This is a genomic window from Idiomarina sp. UBA3176, assembly GCF_002364295.1.
Lineage (GTDB): Bacteria > Pseudomonadota > Gammaproteobacteria > Enterobacterales > Alteromonadaceae > Idiomarina > Idiomarina loihiensis.
Window position 1 is genome coordinate 35,647 of the sequence record NZ_DEXU01000017.1, and the last position, 17,108, is coordinate 52,754.

Below are 17,108 nucleotides of genomic sequence, written 5' to 3' on the forward strand. Positions count from 1 at the left end.
CCTCACTCAGGCGTAAACATCAACACCAAACATTGACGTAATTTGCTCTCTTTTCTCGCTTAACGCTATGTTTTGATAAGCATTAAGTGCTTTTTGAGAACGTTGTGGTGGCTCATCGTAAAACGTATTAAGTGATTCCCACCGTTCTGCGCGCCGCTGACTTTGCCGGGCATCAGGCACTACCTGCCGGGTATCAGCAACTTTCGCCGGGCTCTGCTCCTGGCGTTGCTGATCATCCGGCGCAGGCCTTTGTGGCCCCTGTTGCTGGCTGTTTAGCGGCTGAACCGCTTGCGGATTTATTCGCACGTAAACGATGACTCATCTGTTAGTAAGACTGATTTTATTATGGCGAGTTCAGTGCCATTCTACAAGTTATCGACCCGGCAATTTTTTCCAGGTCACTTCATTACGAACATACAAAGGTTCTAAGTCCTCTGCATCGACCGCAGAAACACAACCTTTAGTTGCTATTGTCAGCATGTCTTCCGCCAGCGGTAACCGGCAATCCATGCTGTGCTTTAATTCCTGCTTAGGGTCCAGAGTACCGGCGTAGTTGTCCCAGCCAGTTCCCGCAGTATGGAAGCCCTGAACATTATGTCCCGCAAATAAACTGGCAGAGGGTTCAGCAACGGCTGGCTCCGTTATTTGTTCGGCAACACCATTATTATTACGGTACAAGGCGTAATAAATTTCACCCATGCGCGCATCTATACAGGCAACAACCGATTCTGCATTGTGTTTACGAATAGCCTGTTGCGCTAGTGCCTGCAAACTGCTGACCGGAAATACCGGTAACTCAGCACTAAAAGCCAGACCCTGCGCCATAGATACACCAATGCGTACACCGGTAAAACTGCCGGGCCCTACGCCAACAACCAGCCCGTCAAGCTGGCTTAAATCGGTTTTTGCCTGCTGCAGCATTTGCTCAACAAAAGGCAGTAAGCGCTGCGAGTGCTCCCGCGGGCTTTCTATTGCTTCGCTAAAGAAATTGTTCTGCCAGCGAATAGCCACTGAGCAATTTTCAGTCGACGTATCAACTGCTAATAAGTTCGTCATTATTGGTTTCATCTTTCTCTGCAACCTGCGCTAAAAAACTCAACGCTTCATTTAAATCCCGGGTTCGTGACATAGCCGGCAAGCTCGATAAAAACTGCTTACCGTATTGGCGCGTTACTAAACGACTGTCGCAAACAATTAACACACCGGAGTCGTCTTTATCGCGAATTAACCGTCCTGCGCCCTGTTTTAACGCAATTATTGCCTGCGGTAATTGTATCGTGCTGAAGGCGTCGACACCACGCAAACGGGCATCTTCAACACGCGCATTCAGCAAAGGATCATCCGGCGAGGCAAACGGCAGTTTGTCGATAATAACGCAGCGCAAGGCTTCACCCCGCACATCTACCCCTTCCCAAAAGGACGAAGTACCCAACAGCACTGCATTACCCTTTTTGGTGAAGGTTTCGAGTAACTCTGTTTTACCGGACTCGCCCTGCACCAGAATGTCGCGATCCAGCCTGTCACGTAATATTGAGGCCATTTGCTGCAACATACGGTGGCTGGTAAACAGTAGAAAAGTGCCCCCCCGGTTCACCTTAACGCACTGCTCCGCAATTTCAGTCAACATTTGATGCCGATTCGGGTCGTTGGCCTCGGGCAAATAACGCGGTAAACACAGCTTGGCCTGCTTCGCAAAGTCAAAGGGGCTTTCCAGCAACAAGGTGTCGGCGTCATCTATGCCTAAACGCTTGGTAAAGTAATCGAACTTGCCGTTAACCGCCAAAGTAGCAGAGGTAAATACCCAGCTCATTTTGTTGCGCTTGATATAGCCCCCGAAGGTCTTGGCAACGCTTAGCGGGGTTTGATGCAAACTGACGTGTCGGGGTGTAGTTTCAAACCAAAAGCTGTAGCCGGTGCGGTCGACGTCCATTAGCTGACGCCAAATATAGAGGTGCTGTTCAGCGCGTTCATGTAAATTATCAAAGTCTTTATTACGGCCGATAGCGGTTTTCATGACGTCGGTCAGCAGGGTTAAACGCTCCTGCACTCGCTCAGCCACCTCGGCAACGTCCGGTTTTTTGCGCCAGTCTCGCCAGTTGCCGCGCATAGGGTCCCGCGGAAACAACAACCGCCAGTCTTTCAGAGTCTGTAATAACGTACGTGCCATAGCGCTGGCCTGCGACAAGTCCTTCAGCTCAGTCATACATAAACGCTGCAGTTCTTCGCACATTTCTGTCAGTTGCCGACTGGAAACCGTTTCGCCAAAGTACTGGCTGGCAATGTCCGGAATTTGATGAGCTTCGTCAAAGACCACCGTATCCACGCTGGGAATCAACTCACCAAAGCCGGTATCTTTTAGCGCCATATCGGCAAAGAAAAGATGATGGTTGACCACCACAATATCGGCTTCCATGGCTTCTTTGCGGGCTTTGACTAAGTGGCAGTCTTCGTACACCGGACAGTCCCGCCCCAGGCAGTTGTCCTGAGTGCTGGTTACCTGCGGTAATACCGAGGCGTCTTCCGCTAAGGCGTTCAGCTCGCCCACGTCACCACTGCGAGTGGATGTCGCCCAGCGCTTTACCGTAATAAGCTGATTTTGAATGTCTTTGCTGAACTGTCCGGCCTGTTGGGTTGCCTGCTCCATGCGGTGCAGACACAAATAATTTGAACGGCCTTTTAATAAAGCGACAACTTTTTCCGGCGCCAGCACTTTTCTTAACATGGGTAAGTCGCGGTGGAACAGCTGTTCCTGAAGGTTTTTAGTACCGGTAGAAACAATCGCTTTGCCTTTGCCCAGTAGCACAGGAGCCAAATACGCAAAAGTTTTGCCGGTGCCGGTCTCGGCTTCAACGACCAGCTCACCTTTTTTCTTAACAGTAGCGGCTATGGCTTCTGCCATTTGCTGCTGAGCGGCACGTGGCTGAAAGTTTGTAATTGCTTGTGCGAGCTCGCCTGTTGGCTTAAATACTGATGATAAAACCGTCGCCATAACCTATACCGCCGAAGAAATAGGCACGTATTATGACATAGATGTTTGCCTAGGCGTAGGTGTCTATATGTCCTGAAGATAAGGTTTCATCGTTATCAGCAACCTCTTCAACGTCCGTTTGAGCCGACGATTGTTGATGCTGATGCTGTTGGCTACTTTCTCTTTTTTGATCATCTTCGATGGTAGCCCCTTCGTCTTCATCTACAGCGTTGAGTTCGCGTATCTTCTCAATCTGGTTTATTTTCATCTGCTCACGGGCGAAGTCCACAGGCACGCGAGTGTCTTTGGGGATCAACGGAACCATTGCATCAAAGTTAGCCATTGTTGTTGTCTTTCGCCTCGCAGAGAATGAATTCTGTTATTTGACTATACAACCACTGGTTAAATAATAAGCTTATATCGACTAAATAACCAATAAGTTTACTCTTGCATTACATTTCTCAGCTGTTATAGTGCTATACAACTTTACGAAGTAAAACTATTTTTATTGGAGTGTTAATTATGCGTTTTGTTCACAGCCACCACCATCATCATTGGAACTGTATGGCCTAGCCGTGAACTTAATGTTTGGGCTAGCCGTATAAACGCTAGCCTTTCGATTGACTATACAACCCCCGAAAGGCATATACCTTCGGGGGTTTTTCATTTTAGGAGCTGTTATGACTGACCGTTTAACCATTGCGATACAGAAATCAGGACGACTGAGTAAAGAATCTATGGCATTGCTGAATGCCTGCGGTGTGAAATTTAGTGTTAACGAAGCACGCTTAATTGCGCACAGCACCAGTCACCCTATCGATTTGCTGCGCGTACGTGATGACGACATTCCGGGTCTGGTTATGGACGGCGTGGTTGATTTAGGTCTGGTTGGCGAAAACGTGCTGGAAGAAGCCCGGTTAGAGCGCATTGCAACGGATTCTGTCGCGGCCTATCAGCCATTACGTGGACTTGAGTTTGGTCAGTGCCGCTTGTCGCTGGCGGTGCCAAGAGAAAGCCAGTATCAGTCGTTGAAAGATCTAGACGGTTTACGCGTTGCTACTACCTACCCTCAACTATTAAAGCGTTACCTGAAAGACAACGGCGTGAATGCGCGTACGGTTATGCTGACCGGTTCTGTGGAAGTAGCTCCCCGTGCCGGCCTTGCCGAAGCGATATGTGACTTAGTTTCCACCGGTGCTACGCTGGAAGCAAACGGGTTAGTCGAAAAAGACGTGATATTCCGTTCTCAGGCGCAGCTAATACAACGCGCTGACAGCCTGTCGGAAGAAAAACAGGCGATGATAGACCAGTTGCTGCCACGCATAGACGGCGTGCAAATGGCACGGGAAAGCAAATACATTATGCTGCACGCGCCAAAGAACAAATTAGAGCAAGTAGTCGAGTTGTTACCCGGCGCAGAAACACCAACCATTTTGCCGCTTAGCCACACCGACGAGCAGGTTGCCGTGCACATGGTCAGCACCGAGAAGCTATTCTGGGAAACCATGGAAGATCTTAAATCTATGGGCTGCAGTTCGATACTTGTACTACCTATTGAAAAAATGATGGGGTGATCATGAGTGAATTACGGATACCCATTGAGCAATGGCAAAGCCTGTCGTCAGCGGAGCAAACTCAACGCTTAGCGCGCCCCGGACGGGCTCAGGCAGAATCACTGCGAGAGAAGGTTGCAGTTATTCTGAGTGACGTTCGTGATAACGGTGAGCGCGCGGTACTGAACTATACCCGCCAGTTCGATAACCCGGATGCGACCTCATTGCGAATGAGCGATGAACAGGTGGAAGCAGCCGTTGCTAGTTTAGATGACAAAGTAAAACGCGCCATAGACACTGCGTACCAAACCATTTATCGCTTTCACGAAGCGCAACGTCCGCAGGACTTAAGCATTGAAACCGCGCCAGGCGTGCAATGTGAACTGCGTTATGCGCCGTTAGACGCCGTCGGTTTATACATTCCCGGGGGCAGCGCAACCTTGCCCTCTACCGCATTAATGCTGGGTGTACCCGCGCAAATTGCCGGGTGCCAGCGTGTGGTTATGGTCAGCCCGCCTAATAAACAGGGCGAATTACCAGCCGCCCTGCTCTACGCTGCTAAGCGTTGCGGCGTAACCGATATTCTCCTGTGTGGCGGCGCTCAGGCTATTGGTGCGCTGGCGTACGGTATAGAGTCATCGCCTGCTGTAGGTAAAGTCTTTGGCCCGGGTAACAGCTTTGTTACCGAAGCCAAGCAACAGGTTAGCCAGAATGACAGCGGTTGTGCCATGGATTTACCGGCAGGCCCCTCAGAGCTGTTGGTGATTGCTGATGACAGTGCAAACCCGGCCTATGTGGCGGCGGATTTACTGTCACAAGCCGAGCACGGACCGGATTCTCAGGTTATTTTGCTTACGCCCTCAATGACGGTCGCCGAAAATGTACGGCAGGAACTGATGGCACAATGCGCTCAGCTAAGTCGCGCCGATATTGCCGAGCAGGCCTTACAGGCCAGTCGTCTGCTGGTAGTTGCCGATATGAATGAAGCCATAGCCATTAGCGAAACCTATGCGCCCGAACACCTTTCTATTCAGACGGATAACGCGCGTGATCTACTGCCACAGTTGACCCGTGCAGGCTCTGTCTTTGTCGGACACTACACACCAGAGTCCGGCGGTGATTATGCCACCGGTACCAACCACGTGCTGCCAACCTATGGCTATGCCCGCAATTACAGCAGCCTTGGGCTGGTCGACTTCTACCGTCGTTATACGGTCCAGGAAGCCAGTCACGACGGACTACGCCAGTTAGCAGAAGCCATTACTACTTTGGCTGACGTTGAAGGTTTAGATGCGCACAAACGTGCCGTGACTATTCGTACGGAGACTAAAAGTACGGAGAGCAAACTATGAGCATTGTTGAGCAGTTACAGCGCCAGCACCTGAAACAGCTAACGCCATACGCCTCTGCACGACGTAGCATGAGTGGCGGCAATATCTGGCTGAACGCTAACGAGTCTCCGTACAGTAACTCGTACACTGTTGATGACAGCAAACTTAACCGTTACCCGGAGTTTCAGTCTAAGCCGCTGAACCAGGCCTACGCTGAGTACGCCGGAATTAACGCCTCGAAGGTATTAAGCAGCCGCGGTTCAGACGAAGGTATCGAGTTACTGATACGAGCTTTTTGTGAACCCGGTCAGGACAAAGTACTGATTTGCCCACCGACTTACGGTATGTACGCTATTTCGGCTAAAACCTTTGCGGTTGGTGTTACTGAGGTTCCCTTACTAAATAGCGGAGAGGTGAACAACTGGCAGTTGGATACGGAGTCGATTATAGAAGCTGCTGCTGAGTGCAAAGTCATCTTTCTCTGCTCGCCTTCAAACCCGCTGGGCAATGCACTAAATACCGATGATATTGAACAAGTGCTGCAACACTCGCCACGTTCTATTGTGGTAGTTGATGAAGCCTATATTGAGTTCAGCTCTGGTGACAGCGTTGTCAGTTGGCTGGAACGTTATCCGAACTTGGTGGTGTTACGTACCTTATCGAAGGCCTTTGCTCTGGCCGGCATTCGCTGCGGTTTTTTGCTGGCGAATGACGACATTATTGAGTTACTGCAGAAAGTTCTGGCACCTTACCCTTTGCCAGACCCGACAGTGCAAATTGCGGTTCAGGCTTTGCAGACAAGCTCGCTTGAACGGCTGCAGCAACAGGTAGCAACCTTATTAGCCGAGCGCGACCGTGTGCAAACAGCCTTAGAGCAAACACCACTGACCCTGGTATCGGAAAGTGACACGAACTTTTTACTCTATCAGTGTGAAGATGCCGCTGGTTTAGTGAAATCACTTACCGATAACGACCTATTAATACGTAATCAGTCGGCGCAGCGGGGGCTGGAAAACGTTGTTCGCATAACCATTGGCAGCGCCGCCGAAAATGACGAACTGATTCAACAGTTGAAGGACTATTTTTCATGAGCCAGAAGCCTATTTTATTTATTGACCGTGACGGGACTCTGGTTGAAGAGCCAGTCACTGACAAGCAGTTGGACAGCCTTGAAAAGCTGGTGTTTGAACCGAACGTCGTGCCGGCTTTGCTGAAACTGCAACAGGCGGGTTATCAGCTGGTGATGGTGTCCAACCAGGACGGCCTGGGTACGGATAGCTTTCCTCAGGCCGATTTTGATGCCCCCCACAACTTAATGATGGCGGTGTTTGAGTCGCAAGGCATTCGGTTTGAAGACGTTTTGATTTGCCCTCACTTTGACAGTGATAACTGCAGCTGCCGTAAGCCTGCGCTTGGGCTGGTAAAGTCGTATCTGAAAGAAGGCCGTGTGGACTTTACCAACTCCTACGTTATTGGCGACCGTGAAACCGACCTGCAACTGGCTGAAAACATGGGCATTGAAGGCCTGCGTTACAGTCGTAGCGAACTCAACTGGGATGCCATTGTTCACCAACTACTGGACAACCCACGCACCGCTTCGGTTACCCGCACCACACGGGAAACGGATATTAACATTAAGGTTGATTTAGACAGTCAGACACCGCGCGAATTTAATACCGGCATTGGCTTCTTTGACCACATGCTTGAGCAGATAGCCACACACGCCGGTTTCTCGCTTTCGGTTAAGGTTAAGGGTGATTTGCACATTGACGATCACCACACCATTGAAGACACCGCTCTGGCGCTGGGTCAGGCATTGCGCTCAGCGCTTGGCGACAAGCGCGGCATTGGTCGCTTTGGTTTTGCTCTGCCTATGGATGAATGCCGGGCGGAATGTCTGATCGATTTATCCGGACGCCCCTATTTGAAATGGGAAGCAGATTTCACCCGCGACAAAGTCGGCGAGTTATCCACCGAAATGGTCGAGCACTTCTTCCGCTCGTTAACCGACGCCATGGCAATGAGCTTGCACTTATCGACCACCGAGGGTAATACCCACCACCAGGTCGAAAGCCTGTTTAAGGTATTTGGCCGGGCACTGCGTCAGGCCATTACCAAAACCGGAGACCAACAGTTGCCTTCAAGTAAGGGGATGCTGGCATGAATGTGGTGATTGTCGATACCGAGTGTGCCAACCTGACATCTGTCCGCTTTGCGGTTGAACGTTTGGGCTACTCAGTGCTTATTACCGATGATGCAGAACAAATACGCGCCGCTGACCGTGTCATTTTGCCTGGCGTAGGTACCGCTGCCGCAGCTATGCGTAACTTACAGCGCAAGCAACTCGTGGAGCCGCTACGGGAGTTAACCCAGCCGGTGCTGGGTATTTGCCTGGGCATGCAGTTACTGACCTCACACTCAGAAGAAGGTGACGTTGACTGCCTGAATTTAATTCCGGCAAAAACCAAACGCCTGCGCGATTCTGGTCTGCCTTTGCCGCATATGGGCTGGAATACCCTGCAGCCGACCGCAGATAACCCGTTAGTCGACACGAGCGACAGCTACTGCTATTTCGTGCACAGTTTTGCTGTAGCAGTTGATGAGTACACTATAGCCAGCAGCGAGTATGGTGAGCGTTTTGCCTCAATGATACGTCACAACAACTATTTTGGTGCGCAGTTTCACCCTGAGCGTTCAGGTAAGACTGGCGAAGCTCTGCTGAAACGTTTTCTGGAGTTAACATTATGCTGATACCTGCCCTGGATTTAATTGACGGCAAAGTGGTACGCCTATATCAGGGCGACTTCGCGCAAAAAACCGAGTTTGATTTAACCCCGCTGGGTCAGGCCCAACTCTATGCTCAGGCCGGTGCCGAATGGCTGCATTTGGTTGATTTAGACGGCGCTAAAGACCCGGACAAGCGCCAGCAGAAACTGCTGGCTAAACTAGCCTCAGATTCAGGTATGAAGTGTCAGGCTGGCGGCGGAATTCGTACAACCGAGGATTTGGAAGCCTTGTTTGACGCCGGTATTGAACGTGCCGTAATTGGTTCCACCGCGGTTAACCAGCCAGATACCGTAAAACAATGGTTCCAGGCCTATGGCGGCGAAAAAATTGTACTGGCGCTGGATGTGAATATTGATCAGAGTGGCAATGCCATGGTCGCTACCCACGGCTGGCAACAGGCCAGCACGCATACACTGGATGACATTCTCAACCGCTACCTGGATTTAGGCTGCCGTCATGTACTCTGCACCGATATCAGTAAAGACGGCACCATGACAGGCACCAATGTTGAGCTTTATAAACGCTATAAGCAGCTTTATCCGCAGGTCGTCTGGCAAGCGTCCGGCGGCGTCAGTTGCTTAGACGATCTTAAAGATTTGAAAGCCGTAAACTGTGACTCGGTTATATTGGGTAAGTCGTTACTTACCGGCGCTTTCACTATGCAGGAGGCATTAGCATGTTGGCAAAACGCGTAATCCCATGCCTGGACGTTCGCGACGGACAGGTAGTTAAAGGGGTGAAGTTCCGTAACCATGAAATTATTGGTGATATTTTGCCGCTGGCAAAGCGTTACGCAGAAAGCGGCGCTGACGAGTTGGTATTTTACGATATTACCGCATCTGCAGACGGCCGTACGGTAGATAAGTCCTGGGTTGAGCGGGTTGCCCGGGAAATCAACATTCCTTTTACCGTTGCCGGCGGCATTCGTTCGGTTGAGCACGCACAAACCATGCTTTCTATGGGCGCAGATAAAATCTCCATTAACTCGCCTGCCCTGCTTAACCCCAATTTAATTAATACCCTGGTTGAGGAATTTGGCCAGCAGTGCATTGTTATTGGTATCGACAGTTTCTATAACGAACAGTCCGGTGAATACGAAGTGCATCAGTTTACCGGCGACGAGAGCAAGTCGCACAAATCAACATGGCAGACCAAAGACTGGTTACAGGAAGTCATTTCCCGTGGCGCCGGTGAAATTGTGTTGAACTGCATGAATCAGGACGGCGTGCGTCAAGGTTACGATATTGCACAACTGTCGGCATTGCGCGAGCATTGCTCTGTGCCTTTAATTGCGTCCGGTGGTGCCGGTGAGATTCAGCATTTTGTTGATGCCTTTCAAAAGGCGCAGGTAGATGGTGCACTTGCGGCTTCGGTGTTTCACAAAAACCTATTCAGTATCAGCGAAGTGAAAGCCGCAATGGCAGCCAATAATATTGCAGTTCGCCCCATTGAAGCGCTTCAGGAGACGACATGAAAATTGATTTGAATAACATAAACCAGTTGGCCTGGGAGAAAATGTCAGGTTTACTGCCCTGCACAGTACAACACGCTCTAACCGGTGAAGTGTTAATGCAGGCCTATATGAATACAGAAGCCATTAAGGAAAGCTTAGCAAGCGGTAAAACCACTTTTTACAGCCGCAGTAAAGAACGTTTATGGACTAAAGGCGAAAGCTCAAACAACTACCTCTGGCTTGAGGGCATCTATTCGGACTGTGATAACGACGCCTTGCTCATTCAGGCATTGCCCGATGGCCCAACTTGCCACTTAGGCAACCGCAGCTGTTTTGCTGACGCTCCTAAACCCTTGCTGCATGAGCTTGACTCGCTCATTGCCAGCCGCAAAGGCGCAGATACCAACGAGAGTTACACTGCCAGCCTGTTTGCTAAGGGATTAAAACGTGTGGCTCAAAAAGTTGGGGAAGAGGGCGTGGAAGTCGCTCTGGCAGCGGCAACTGCCGATAAAGACGAGCTGGCTAATGAAAGCGCCGACTTACTCTACCACTTGCTGGTTGCGCTACGGGCCAATGAACTTAGTCTAGACGATGTGCTGGAGGTATTAGCGAAGCGCCGCGGTTAAGCGGCGCTGTTTAACTGCTCACGAAAATGCTTACGCTCGTATCGGCGGGATACGCGGCGTAGGCGCAATGACAAGAGTACCGCTGCGACACTTAGGCCACTAATAAAGCCAATCCAGAAGCCTGCCGCGCCCATGGCTGGCACAACCCAGTCGGTCAGCCCCAGAATATAACCAACGGTTAAGCCAAACGGCCAGTACGAAATAAAGGCCAATATCATTGGGTATTTAGTGTCTTTGTAGCCACGCAGAGTGCCAATGGAAATGGCCTGGAAGGTGTCCGACACAGTGAAAATAGCCGCCAGCCCCATCAGCGTTGCTGCCAGATTAATAATATCCTTATCAGGAGTGTAAAGGCTGGCTAACCAACCACCACCCAGATACATAATTAAACCGTTAACGCCCGCAAACACGCCACCAAACAGCATCGCGAGTTTAAAGCTCAACATGGCGTTTTTCGGATTACCCGCACCCAGCGCAAAGCCAACCCGTAAAGTCACCGCCATAGAGATACTCAGCGGCACCATATACACTAACGAACTTATGTTCAGTGCAATTTGATGAGCAGAAACCACAGTCGGCCCCAGCGGCGCAATTAATAACGCCACAGCAGCAAACAGACTGACCTCGAAAAAGAGCGACATGGAAATAGGGAAACCGATACGGATAACGTAGGTAACGTCGTCCCAGTTAGGTCGATACCAGCGCCGGAGCAGACGTAACCGCTTGTAACGTTTGGCGGTAAAGGTATAAACAACCATTGAAAGCGCCATACCCCACAAAACAATGGCTGTCGCCAGCCCACAGCCAGCGCCACCCAGTTCCGGCATACCAAACTTGCCGTAAACAAAAATGTAGTTTGCCGGAATATTTATCAATAGCCCGATAAAACCAATGATCAGCGACGGCATGGTGTTCGACAAGCCCTCACAAAAGTTTCTCAGTACCGCGTAAATAACAAAGCCCGGTATGCCCCAGGAGATGTAAAACAAATAGTCCAGAGTAATGGCGCGAAAGTCGTCTTCAACTTCCATGATGTCCAGCAACCATGGCGCTGATGACATACCCAGTAACGTGATAACACCAACAATGGCGCAAGCATAGAACCCCTGCTGCAATATGTTAGCGACACGCCGGTGCGAATTTGACCCGTCCAGGTGAGAGATAATGGGCGCTAATGCCAGCGCCAGACCAAACACCAATAAAGTTGCCGGCACAAAAATACTGCCGCCGACAGACACAGCGGCCAAATCAACCGCGCCTTTACGCCCGGCCATGACCGTATCCACGACACTCATTAACATTTGAGTTAACTGAGCCACCAGAATAGGGCCGGTCAGTTTAGCCAGCTTATTAAATTCGCCTTTATTATTCGTCCACCAGTTCACGCGCGTTTTCTCTGGGTTAGGATTGCTTACGCAAAAATTGCAGGATACGCTGATTCACATCAGCCGGATGAGTCAAAGGCCCCATATGCCCTGCTCCAACGGAGTCTCGTTGAACATCAGGAAGTATCGTCGATAAAGCCTCTGCGACAGCTTTTGCACTGCGACGAGTGTGTTCGCCCTGCAGCAGCAGAACGCTTTGCCCTACCCCGCGGTAGTCTTCCAGGCGTCGGGGTTCGTTAAGCAAGGCGTCGAAGTCCAGCGCCACTTTGGCAGCCTGACTGACCATGATTTGCTGAATGCGTTCAGGCAAAGCATCAAAATATCCGGCGTCATTCCAGTAATCGACAAAGGTGCGAGTGCATTCGACTGCGTCTTTACCGTTCATAGCGTGACTGATCTCCTGTATTTCCAGCATTCCGGGAGAATCATCCGGTAACACGTGAAAGGCAACAGGTTCGTAGACAACCACATCGGCAATTTTAAATGGCTTTTCCAGTGCCAGCTTTAATGCAACAGCACCGCCATAGGAGTGACCAACCAGTTGCACAGGCCTGGATAACGCAAGTTGCTCAACCGCGTTAATAATACGGGGCAGTTCCTGCTCCAGTCGAAAGTTTGCCGTAAACTCGACGTTAGGCGCCTGCCCATAGCCCAGCAAATCAACCGCAATAACAAAGTGAGTGCTGGTTAATTCTTTTATTAACGCCCGCCACTGGCTACTCGCGCTCTGCGAGCTGTGCAACAAAACAACCGGAGGGTTTTGTTGTTCGCCGTACAAATGGATACCTGATTCTAATTCAGACATAGCTTCACTTTATAATAAACTGACACCAACAAACTGACCGATACCAAAGCCAGCAGCTAACAATAAAACGGCAAAAGTCGTTAATACCCCAATGGTGCGAGGCAAACTCACGCCGACACTGCGGGTTAATCCTATAGCATGACATAAGCGAGCAACGACTAACGCAATACCCAACCCATGGAGCAGAGCAAGCGGAGCGTTTTGTACTTCCATCATAGCAAACAGAATAAGCGCCAGAGGCACGTACTCAATAAAATTCCCATGGATGCGTACTGCAACGTTGAGTTCTTCGGCTTCACCTGTACCAAGGCCTACCCGATGTTTCCAGCGCAAGCGGATAATGTTCACAGCCAGAACAAGATAAATAAGCGTTAAAATGCCCGCATAAAAGCCGGTGATTGTTAGTTGAGATGTCATTGGAATGCCTCTTGTTATTCGTTGGGGCCTTGCTTCATTAAAAAAGGCTCACCATGTGAGCCTTTTAGTAAAAAATTACTTTCTGAGCAAATCGCCCAGTTGCTCACTGACTCTTTCAACGGGTTGTGTACCATCAATTTTGTGATACTCCGTCTTACCTTCTTCAGACAGCTTTTGATAATACTCTACCAGAGGCTCGGTCTGTTCGTGGTAAACCGAAAGACGTTTACGAACCGTCTGTTCCTGATCATCCGGGCGAACAACCAAATCTTCACCCGTTTCATCGTCTTTGCCTTCCACTTTCGGTGGATTGTGCTCAACATGATAAACACGGCCGGAACCAGGGTGGACACGGCGACCACTCATGCGATCAACAATAATTTCGTCCGGAACATCAAATTCCAGCACGTAATCAATTTCAATACCGTTATCACGCATCGCGTCGGCTTGCGGAATGGTTCTTGGAAAACCGTCGAGTAAAAAACCATTCTGGCAGTCTGGCTCTGCAATTCGTTCTTTGACCAACTCGATAATGATGTCGTCCGACACTAACTGTCCGGCATCCATAACTTGTTTGGCCTTTTTACCCAGTTCTGATCCGGATTTTATTGCTGAACGCAGCATATCACCGGTGGAAATTTGAGGGATCCCAAAAGTATTCATCAGGAATTGTGCCTGAGTTCCTTTTCCAGCTCCCGGGGCGCCTAACAAAATAATGCGCATAGAAAACCTCTTTGCATGATTCAAAAGTCTGCCCCGAACTTTACCCTGACAGGCGGGCTATTACAAGCGCAGAAAGCCGCTGCAGGCAATGACTTACCCACAGCGGTTGATACGAAATTAAGCGTTAAGCATTAATTTGTTAAGGCGGGTAACGAAGGAGGCTGGATCTTTCAGGTTGCCCCGCTCCGCTAAAGTGGCCTGATCTAATAACACTTCAGCCCATTCTTTAAAGGTATCATCTTCTTTGGTCAGCATGCGCTGAACCAACGGATGTTCTGGATTTACTTCAAAGATGTACTTAGTTTCAGGAACCGCCTGACCGGCGGCTTCCATCAACTTAGCCATTTGCGTACTCATATCATTGTCATCGGTAATGATACAGGCCGGCGAGTTGGTTAAGCGGTTAGTCACACGAACCTTCTTAACTTTATCACCTAAGGCTTTTTCAAAGCGTTCCAGGTTTTCTTTAAAGGCTTCTTCGGCTTTTTCCTGCTCGGCCTTGTCTTCTTCGTCGTCCAGTTCGCCTAAATCAAGGTCACCACGAGTCACTGACTGCAACTGTTTCTCTTTAAATTCAGTCAGGTGGCTCATCAACCATTCATCAATGCGCTCTGAAAGCAGCAACACTTCAATGCCTTTCTTGTTGAAGATTTCCAGTGCAGGGTTATTTCTGGCGGCTTCGTAGCTGTCAGCAACAATGTAGAAGATTTTATCCTGGCCTTCTTTCATTCGCTCAATGTAGTCGTCCAGGCTGACTGACTGCACTGCGCCTTCGTTATGCGTTGAAGCAAAACGCAGCAGCTCGGCAATACGCTCACGGTTAGTGTGATCTTCCGCCGGACCTTCTTTCAGCACATTCCCGAAGGTATCCCAGAATTGTTGATACTGTTCTTTGTCGTCTTTTGCCAGCTTCTTCAGCATTTGCAGTACTTTTTTGGTACTGCCATTACGCATTGCACGGGTGATTTTATTATCCTGCAAAATTTCACGCGAAACGTTCAGCGGTAAGTCGTTTGAGTCAACCAAACCACGCACAAAACGCAGGTAAGTCGGCATTAACTGCTCAGCGTCGTCCATAATAAAAACACGCTTCACATAAAGCTTAACGCCGTGCTGTTGTTCGCGGTTCCATAAGTCCCACGGAGCGCGTTTTGGAATGTACAGCAAATTAGTGTATTCGGTTGTGCCTTCAACTTTGTTGTGGCTCCACAGCAGTGGTTCATCAAAGTCGTGCGCTACGGTCTTATAGAACTCTTTGTATTCTTCGTCCGTAATGTCTGACTTTTCACGAGTCCAGAGTGCCTGACCTGAGTTTACGGTCTCCCATTCGCCGGGCTGCCCTTCCACTTTGTTGCCTTCGTCGTCTTCTGACTCAGGTACCGGTTCTTTCCACATTTGAACCGGGATACTCAGGTGTTCTGAATACTTATTGATAATGCCGCGCAGACGATTTTCATCTAAGAATTCATCGGCATCGTCTTTCAGGTGCAAAATAATATCCGTGCCGCGACGGGCTTTATCAATGTCAGCAATTTCGAAATCGCCTTCACCTTGCGAGCGCCATTCGACTCCGCGAGCGTCTTTATCTAATGCTGAACGGGTTCTTACGGTAACTTCATCAGCAACAATAAAGGCTGAATAGAAGCCAACACCAAACTGACCGATAAGCTTACTGTCTTTTGCTTCGTCGCCGGACAGCTGACCAAAGAACTCCGCAGTGCCTGACTTGGCAATGGTTCCCAGATTATTCATCACGTCGTCGCGCGTCATACCAACGCCATTGTCGCTGATGGTAATAGTGCGGCTGTCTTTATCAACAGAAACACGAACGTGCAGGTCACTGTCGTCACCGTACAGAGAGTTGTCGCTTAAGGCTTTAAAGCGCAATTTATCTGCTGCGTCGGACGCATTAGAGACCAATTCGCGTAAGAAAATTTCTTTATTGGAATACAAAGAATGAATCATCAGGTGAAGCAATTGTTTTACTTCTGTCTGAAATCCATGTTTTTCCATTTGACCGGCTTCCGCCATAGTATATTTCTCCTACTGTTATTACCTATGGCAATAACAATGGGGGCGCAGGAGACATTTTCAAGTCATCGGGAAAATTGTTTTCGACCACTGAAGGCGTGACCCAGTGTGGTTTGATCAACATAACCCAGCTCACCGCCTACTGGCACCCCGTGAGCAATTCGGGTGGTGTTGATATTCAATTGCGCGGCAATGTCGGCAATATAGTGCGCGGTAGCATCCCCTTCCACAGTCGGGTTAGTCGCCAGCACAATTTCCTCCACCGGCTCGCTCTGCAGTTGCCGCTCCAGTTCATCCAGACCAATGTCTGCCGGCCCAATACCATCCAGCGGCGACAAATGTCCCATCAGCACAAAATAACGCCCCTGAAATTGAGAGGTCTGTTCAATGGCTAATACGTCGGCGGGTGTTTCAACAATACAAAGCACACCATTTTCGCGCCGCATCGGGTTGCTGCAAATGCGACACAAGGGTTCTTCGGTTAAGGTCCGGCAACACTCGCAGTGGCCTACTTTTTCCACCGCAGACTGCAAAGACTCGGCAAGCCTTGAGGCTCCACCGCGATCGCGCTCAAGCAAATGAAACGCCATACGCTGTGCTGACTTTTGGCCAACACCCGGTAGGCGTTTTAAATTCTCGACCAGTTGATCGATTGCCGGACTAATACTCATTAACTGACCTTACTACTTAGAAAGGCATTTTAAAGCCCGGAGGTAAACCCATACCGCCGGTTATTTCAGACATGCGCTCTTTGCTGGTTTCTTCAACGCGACGCACAGCATCGTTGGTAGCTGCAGCAATTAAGTCTTCCAGCATTTCCTGATCGTCTTCCATTAGGCTTGGGTCAATGCTTACGCGCTTTACGTTGTGGTTACCCAGCATGGTAATTTTAACCAGGCCTGCACCGGCTTCACCGGTAACTTCCATATTGGCGACTTCTTCCTGGGCTTTTTGCATGCGCTCCTGCATTTGTTGCGCCTGCTTCATCATGTTACCCATTCCACCTTTAAACATAATTTTATTCCTCGT

Annotated in this window: 19 protein-coding genes; 8 read left to right on the forward strand and 11 right to left on the reverse strand. The window is 49.7% G+C overall.

Annotated features, from left to right (window positions below):
* Positions 1 to 6: 6 nt before the first annotated feature.
* The 4 genes from B2U97_RS06590 to B2U97_RS06605 form a co-directional block, all read right to left on the reverse strand.
* Positions 7 to 306 (reverse strand): hypothetical protein, encoded by a 300-nt coding sequence (locus tag B2U97_RS06590; RefSeq protein WP_272988857.1) that lies wholly within the window; start codon positions 304 to 306, stop codon positions 7 to 9.
* A gap of 66 nt (positions 307 to 372) precedes the next feature.
* Positions 373 to 1,056 carry a tRNA (adenosine(37)-N6)-threonylcarbamoyltransferase complex dimerization subunit type 1 TsaB gene (gene tsaB / locus B2U97_RS06595; RefSeq protein WP_272988855.1) on the reverse strand — a complete coding sequence of 228 codons (684 nt, stop codon included), beginning with the start codon at positions 1,054 to 1,056 and terminating at the stop codon, positions 373 to 375.
* Complete coding sequence (locus tag B2U97_RS06600; protein WP_034822998.1) at positions 1,034 to 2,989, reverse strand: ATP-dependent DNA helicase; 1,956 nt, start codon at positions 2,987 to 2,989, stop codon at positions 1,034 to 1,036. The genes tsaB and B2U97_RS06600 overlap by 23 nt, the downstream gene beginning before the upstream one ends.
* 49 nt (positions 2,990 to 3,038) lie before the next feature.
* Complete coding sequence (locus B2U97_RS06605; protein ID WP_011235065.1) at positions 3,039 to 3,311, reverse strand: hypothetical protein; 273 nt, start codon at positions 3,309 to 3,311, stop codon at positions 3,039 to 3,041.
* 337 nt (positions 3,312 to 3,648) lie between these two features.
* Here B2U97_RS06605 and hisG point away from each other — a divergent pair, with 337 nt between their 5' ends.
* From hisG to hisIE, 8 genes are read left to right on the forward strand one after another with little or no spacing between them, the layout of a single operon-like run.
* On the forward strand, positions 3,649 to 4,542 hold the full coding sequence (gene hisG, locus B2U97_RS06610) for an ATP phosphoribosyltransferase (RefSeq protein ID WP_011235066.1): 894 nt from the start codon (positions 3,649 to 3,651) through the stop codon (positions 4,540 to 4,542).
* Between the two features lie 2 nt (positions 4,543 to 4,544).
* The gene (hisD, locus tag B2U97_RS06615) at positions 4,545 to 5,873 is read left to right on the forward strand and encodes a histidinol dehydrogenase (RefSeq protein WP_011235067.1); all 1,329 of its coding nucleotides are present in this window, start codon (positions 4,545 to 4,547) and stop codon (positions 5,871 to 5,873) included.
* Complete coding sequence (hisC, locus tag B2U97_RS06620) at positions 5,870 to 6,943, forward strand: histidinol-phosphate transaminase (RefSeq protein ID WP_011235068.1); 1,074 nt, start codon at positions 5,870 to 5,872, stop codon at positions 6,941 to 6,943. The genes hisD and hisC overlap by 4 nt, the downstream gene beginning before the upstream one ends.
* Positions 6,940 to 8,016 carry a bifunctional histidinol-phosphatase/imidazoleglycerol-phosphate dehydratase HisB gene (gene hisB, locus B2U97_RS06625; RefSeq protein ID WP_011235069.1) on the forward strand — a complete coding sequence of 359 codons (1,077 nt, stop codon included), beginning with the start codon at positions 6,940 to 6,942 and terminating at the stop codon, positions 8,014 to 8,016. The genes hisC and hisB overlap by 4 nt, the downstream gene beginning before the upstream one ends.
* Complete coding sequence (hisH, locus tag B2U97_RS06630) at positions 8,013 to 8,603, forward strand: imidazole glycerol phosphate synthase subunit HisH (protein ID WP_011235070.1); 591 nt, start codon at positions 8,013 to 8,015, stop codon at positions 8,601 to 8,603. Before hisB ends, hisH begins: the two co-directional genes overlap by 4 nt.
* Complete coding sequence (gene hisA / locus B2U97_RS06635; RefSeq protein WP_011235071.1) at positions 8,597 to 9,334, forward strand: 1-(5-phosphoribosyl)-5-[(5-phosphoribosylamino)methylideneamino]imidazole-4-carboxamide isomerase; 738 nt, start codon at positions 8,597 to 8,599, stop codon at positions 9,332 to 9,334. The genes hisH and hisA overlap by 7 nt, the downstream gene beginning before the upstream one ends.
* Complete coding sequence (gene hisF, locus B2U97_RS06640; RefSeq protein ID WP_286823131.1) at positions 9,316 to 10,113, forward strand: imidazole glycerol phosphate synthase subunit HisF; 798 nt, start codon at positions 9,316 to 9,318, stop codon at positions 10,111 to 10,113. The genes hisA and hisF overlap by 19 nt, the downstream gene beginning before the upstream one ends.
* Positions 10,110 to 10,718: a bifunctional phosphoribosyl-AMP cyclohydrolase/phosphoribosyl-ATP diphosphatase HisIE gene (gene hisIE, locus B2U97_RS06645; RefSeq protein ID WP_034823005.1), complete on the forward strand. Its 609-nt coding sequence runs from the start codon at positions 10,110 to 10,112 to the stop codon at positions 10,716 to 10,718. Before hisF ends, hisIE begins: the two co-directional genes overlap by 4 nt.
* On the opposite strand, the gene B2U97_RS06650 is transcribed toward hisIE, so the two are convergent.
* The 7 genes from B2U97_RS06650 to B2U97_RS06680 all read right to left on the reverse strand — a co-directional run bounded on the left by B2U97_RS06650 (position 10,715) and on the right by B2U97_RS06680 (position 17,093).
* The gene (locus B2U97_RS06650) at positions 10,715 to 12,103 is read right to left on the reverse strand and encodes an MATE family efflux transporter (protein ID WP_114981999.1); all 1,389 of its coding nucleotides are present in this window, start codon (positions 12,101 to 12,103) and stop codon (positions 10,715 to 10,717) included. The two genes, hisIE and B2U97_RS06650, sit on opposite strands and share 4 nt — an antisense overlap.
* Before the next feature lie 16 nt (positions 12,104 to 12,119).
* Positions 12,120 to 12,908, reverse strand: coding sequence for an alpha/beta fold hydrolase (locus tag B2U97_RS06655; RefSeq protein ID WP_114982000.1), 789 nt, complete (start codon positions 12,906 to 12,908; stop codon positions 12,120 to 12,122).
* 9 nt (positions 12,909 to 12,917) lie between these two features.
* On the reverse strand, positions 12,918 to 13,325 hold the full coding sequence (locus B2U97_RS06660) for an MAPEG family protein (RefSeq protein WP_034823011.1): 408 nt from the start codon (positions 13,323 to 13,325) through the stop codon (positions 12,918 to 12,920).
* Positions 13,326 to 13,400: 75 nt separating this feature from the next.
* The gene (gene adk / locus B2U97_RS06665; protein WP_011235077.1) at positions 13,401 to 14,048 is read right to left on the reverse strand and encodes an adenylate kinase; all 648 of its coding nucleotides are present in this window, start codon (positions 14,046 to 14,048) and stop codon (positions 13,401 to 13,403) included.
* A gap of 117 nt (positions 14,049 to 14,165) precedes the next feature.
* On the reverse strand, positions 14,166 to 16,079 hold the full coding sequence (gene htpG, locus B2U97_RS06670) for a molecular chaperone HtpG (protein WP_114982001.1): 1,914 nt from the start codon (positions 16,077 to 16,079) through the stop codon (positions 14,166 to 14,168).
* Positions 16,080 to 16,144: 65 nt separating this feature from the next.
* Positions 16,145 to 16,750 (reverse strand): recombination mediator RecR, encoded by a 606-nt coding sequence (gene recR / locus B2U97_RS06675; protein WP_011235079.1) that lies wholly within the window; start codon positions 16,748 to 16,750, stop codon positions 16,145 to 16,147.
* Between the two features lie 16 nt (positions 16,751 to 16,766).
* Positions 16,767 to 17,093 carry a YbaB/EbfC family nucleoid-associated protein gene (locus B2U97_RS06680; RefSeq protein WP_034823014.1) on the reverse strand — a complete coding sequence of 109 codons (327 nt, stop codon included), beginning with the start codon at positions 17,091 to 17,093 and terminating at the stop codon, positions 16,767 to 16,769.
* Positions 17,094 to 17,108 lie beyond the last annotated feature (15 nt).

What these genes read in the sequence shown, in the direction of transcription:
- adk (WP_011235077.1), bottom strand. Translation starts at nt 14,048, where the DNA reads ATGCGCATTATTTTGTTAGGCGCCCCGGGAGCTGGAAAAGGAACTCAG.
- B2U97_RS06605 (WP_011235065.1), bottom strand. Translation starts at nt 3,311, where the DNA reads ATGGCTAACTTTGATGCAATGGTTCCGTTGATCCCCAAAGACACTCGC.
- B2U97_RS06680 (WP_034823014.1), bottom strand. Translation starts at nt 17,093, where the DNA reads ATGTTTAAAGGTGGAATGGGTAACATGATGAAGCAGGCGCAACAAATG.
- htpG (WP_114982001.1), bottom strand. Translation starts at nt 16,079, where the DNA reads ATGGCGGAAGCCGGTCAAATGGAAAAACATGGATTTCAGACAGAAGTA.
- B2U97_RS06655 (WP_114982000.1), bottom strand. Translation starts at nt 12,908, where the DNA reads ATGTCTGAATTAGAATCAGGTATCCATTTGTACGGCGAACAACAAAAC.
- B2U97_RS06660 (WP_034823011.1), bottom strand. Translation starts at nt 13,325, where the DNA reads ATGACATCTCAACTAACAATCACCGGCTTTTATGCGGGCATTTTAACG.
- recR (WP_011235079.1), bottom strand. Translation starts at nt 16,750, where the DNA reads ATGAGTATTAGTCCGGCAATCGATCAACTGGTCGAGAATTTAAAACGC.
- B2U97_RS06600 (WP_034822998.1), bottom strand. Translation starts at nt 2,989, where the DNA reads ATGGCGACGGTTTTATCATCAGTATTTAAGCCAACAGGCGAGCTCGCA.
- hisD (WP_011235067.1), top strand. Translation starts at nt 4,545, where the DNA reads ATGAGTGAATTACGGATACCCATTGAGCAATGGCAAAGCCTGTCGTCA.
- hisF (WP_286823131.1), top strand. Translation starts at nt 9,316, where the DNA reads ATGTTGGCAAAACGCGTAATCCCATGCCTGGACGTTCGCGACGGACAG.
- tsaB (WP_272988855.1), bottom strand. Translation starts at nt 1,056, where the DNA reads ATGACGAACTTATTAGCAGTTGATACGTCGACTGAAAATTGCTCAGTG.
- hisA (WP_011235071.1), top strand. Translation starts at nt 8,597, where the DNA reads ATGCTGATACCTGCCCTGGATTTAATTGACGGCAAAGTGGTACGCCTA.
- hisG (WP_011235066.1), top strand. Translation starts at nt 3,649, where the DNA reads ATGACTGACCGTTTAACCATTGCGATACAGAAATCAGGACGACTGAGT.
- hisB (WP_011235069.1), top strand. Translation starts at nt 6,940, where the DNA reads ATGAGCCAGAAGCCTATTTTATTTATTGACCGTGACGGGACTCTGGTT.
- hisIE (WP_034823005.1), top strand. Translation starts at nt 10,110, where the DNA reads ATGAAAATTGATTTGAATAACATAAACCAGTTGGCCTGGGAGAAAATG.
- hisC (WP_011235068.1), top strand. Translation starts at nt 5,870, where the DNA reads ATGAGCATTGTTGAGCAGTTACAGCGCCAGCACCTGAAACAGCTAACG.
- hisH (WP_011235070.1), top strand. Translation starts at nt 8,013, where the DNA reads ATGAATGTGGTGATTGTCGATACCGAGTGTGCCAACCTGACATCTGTC.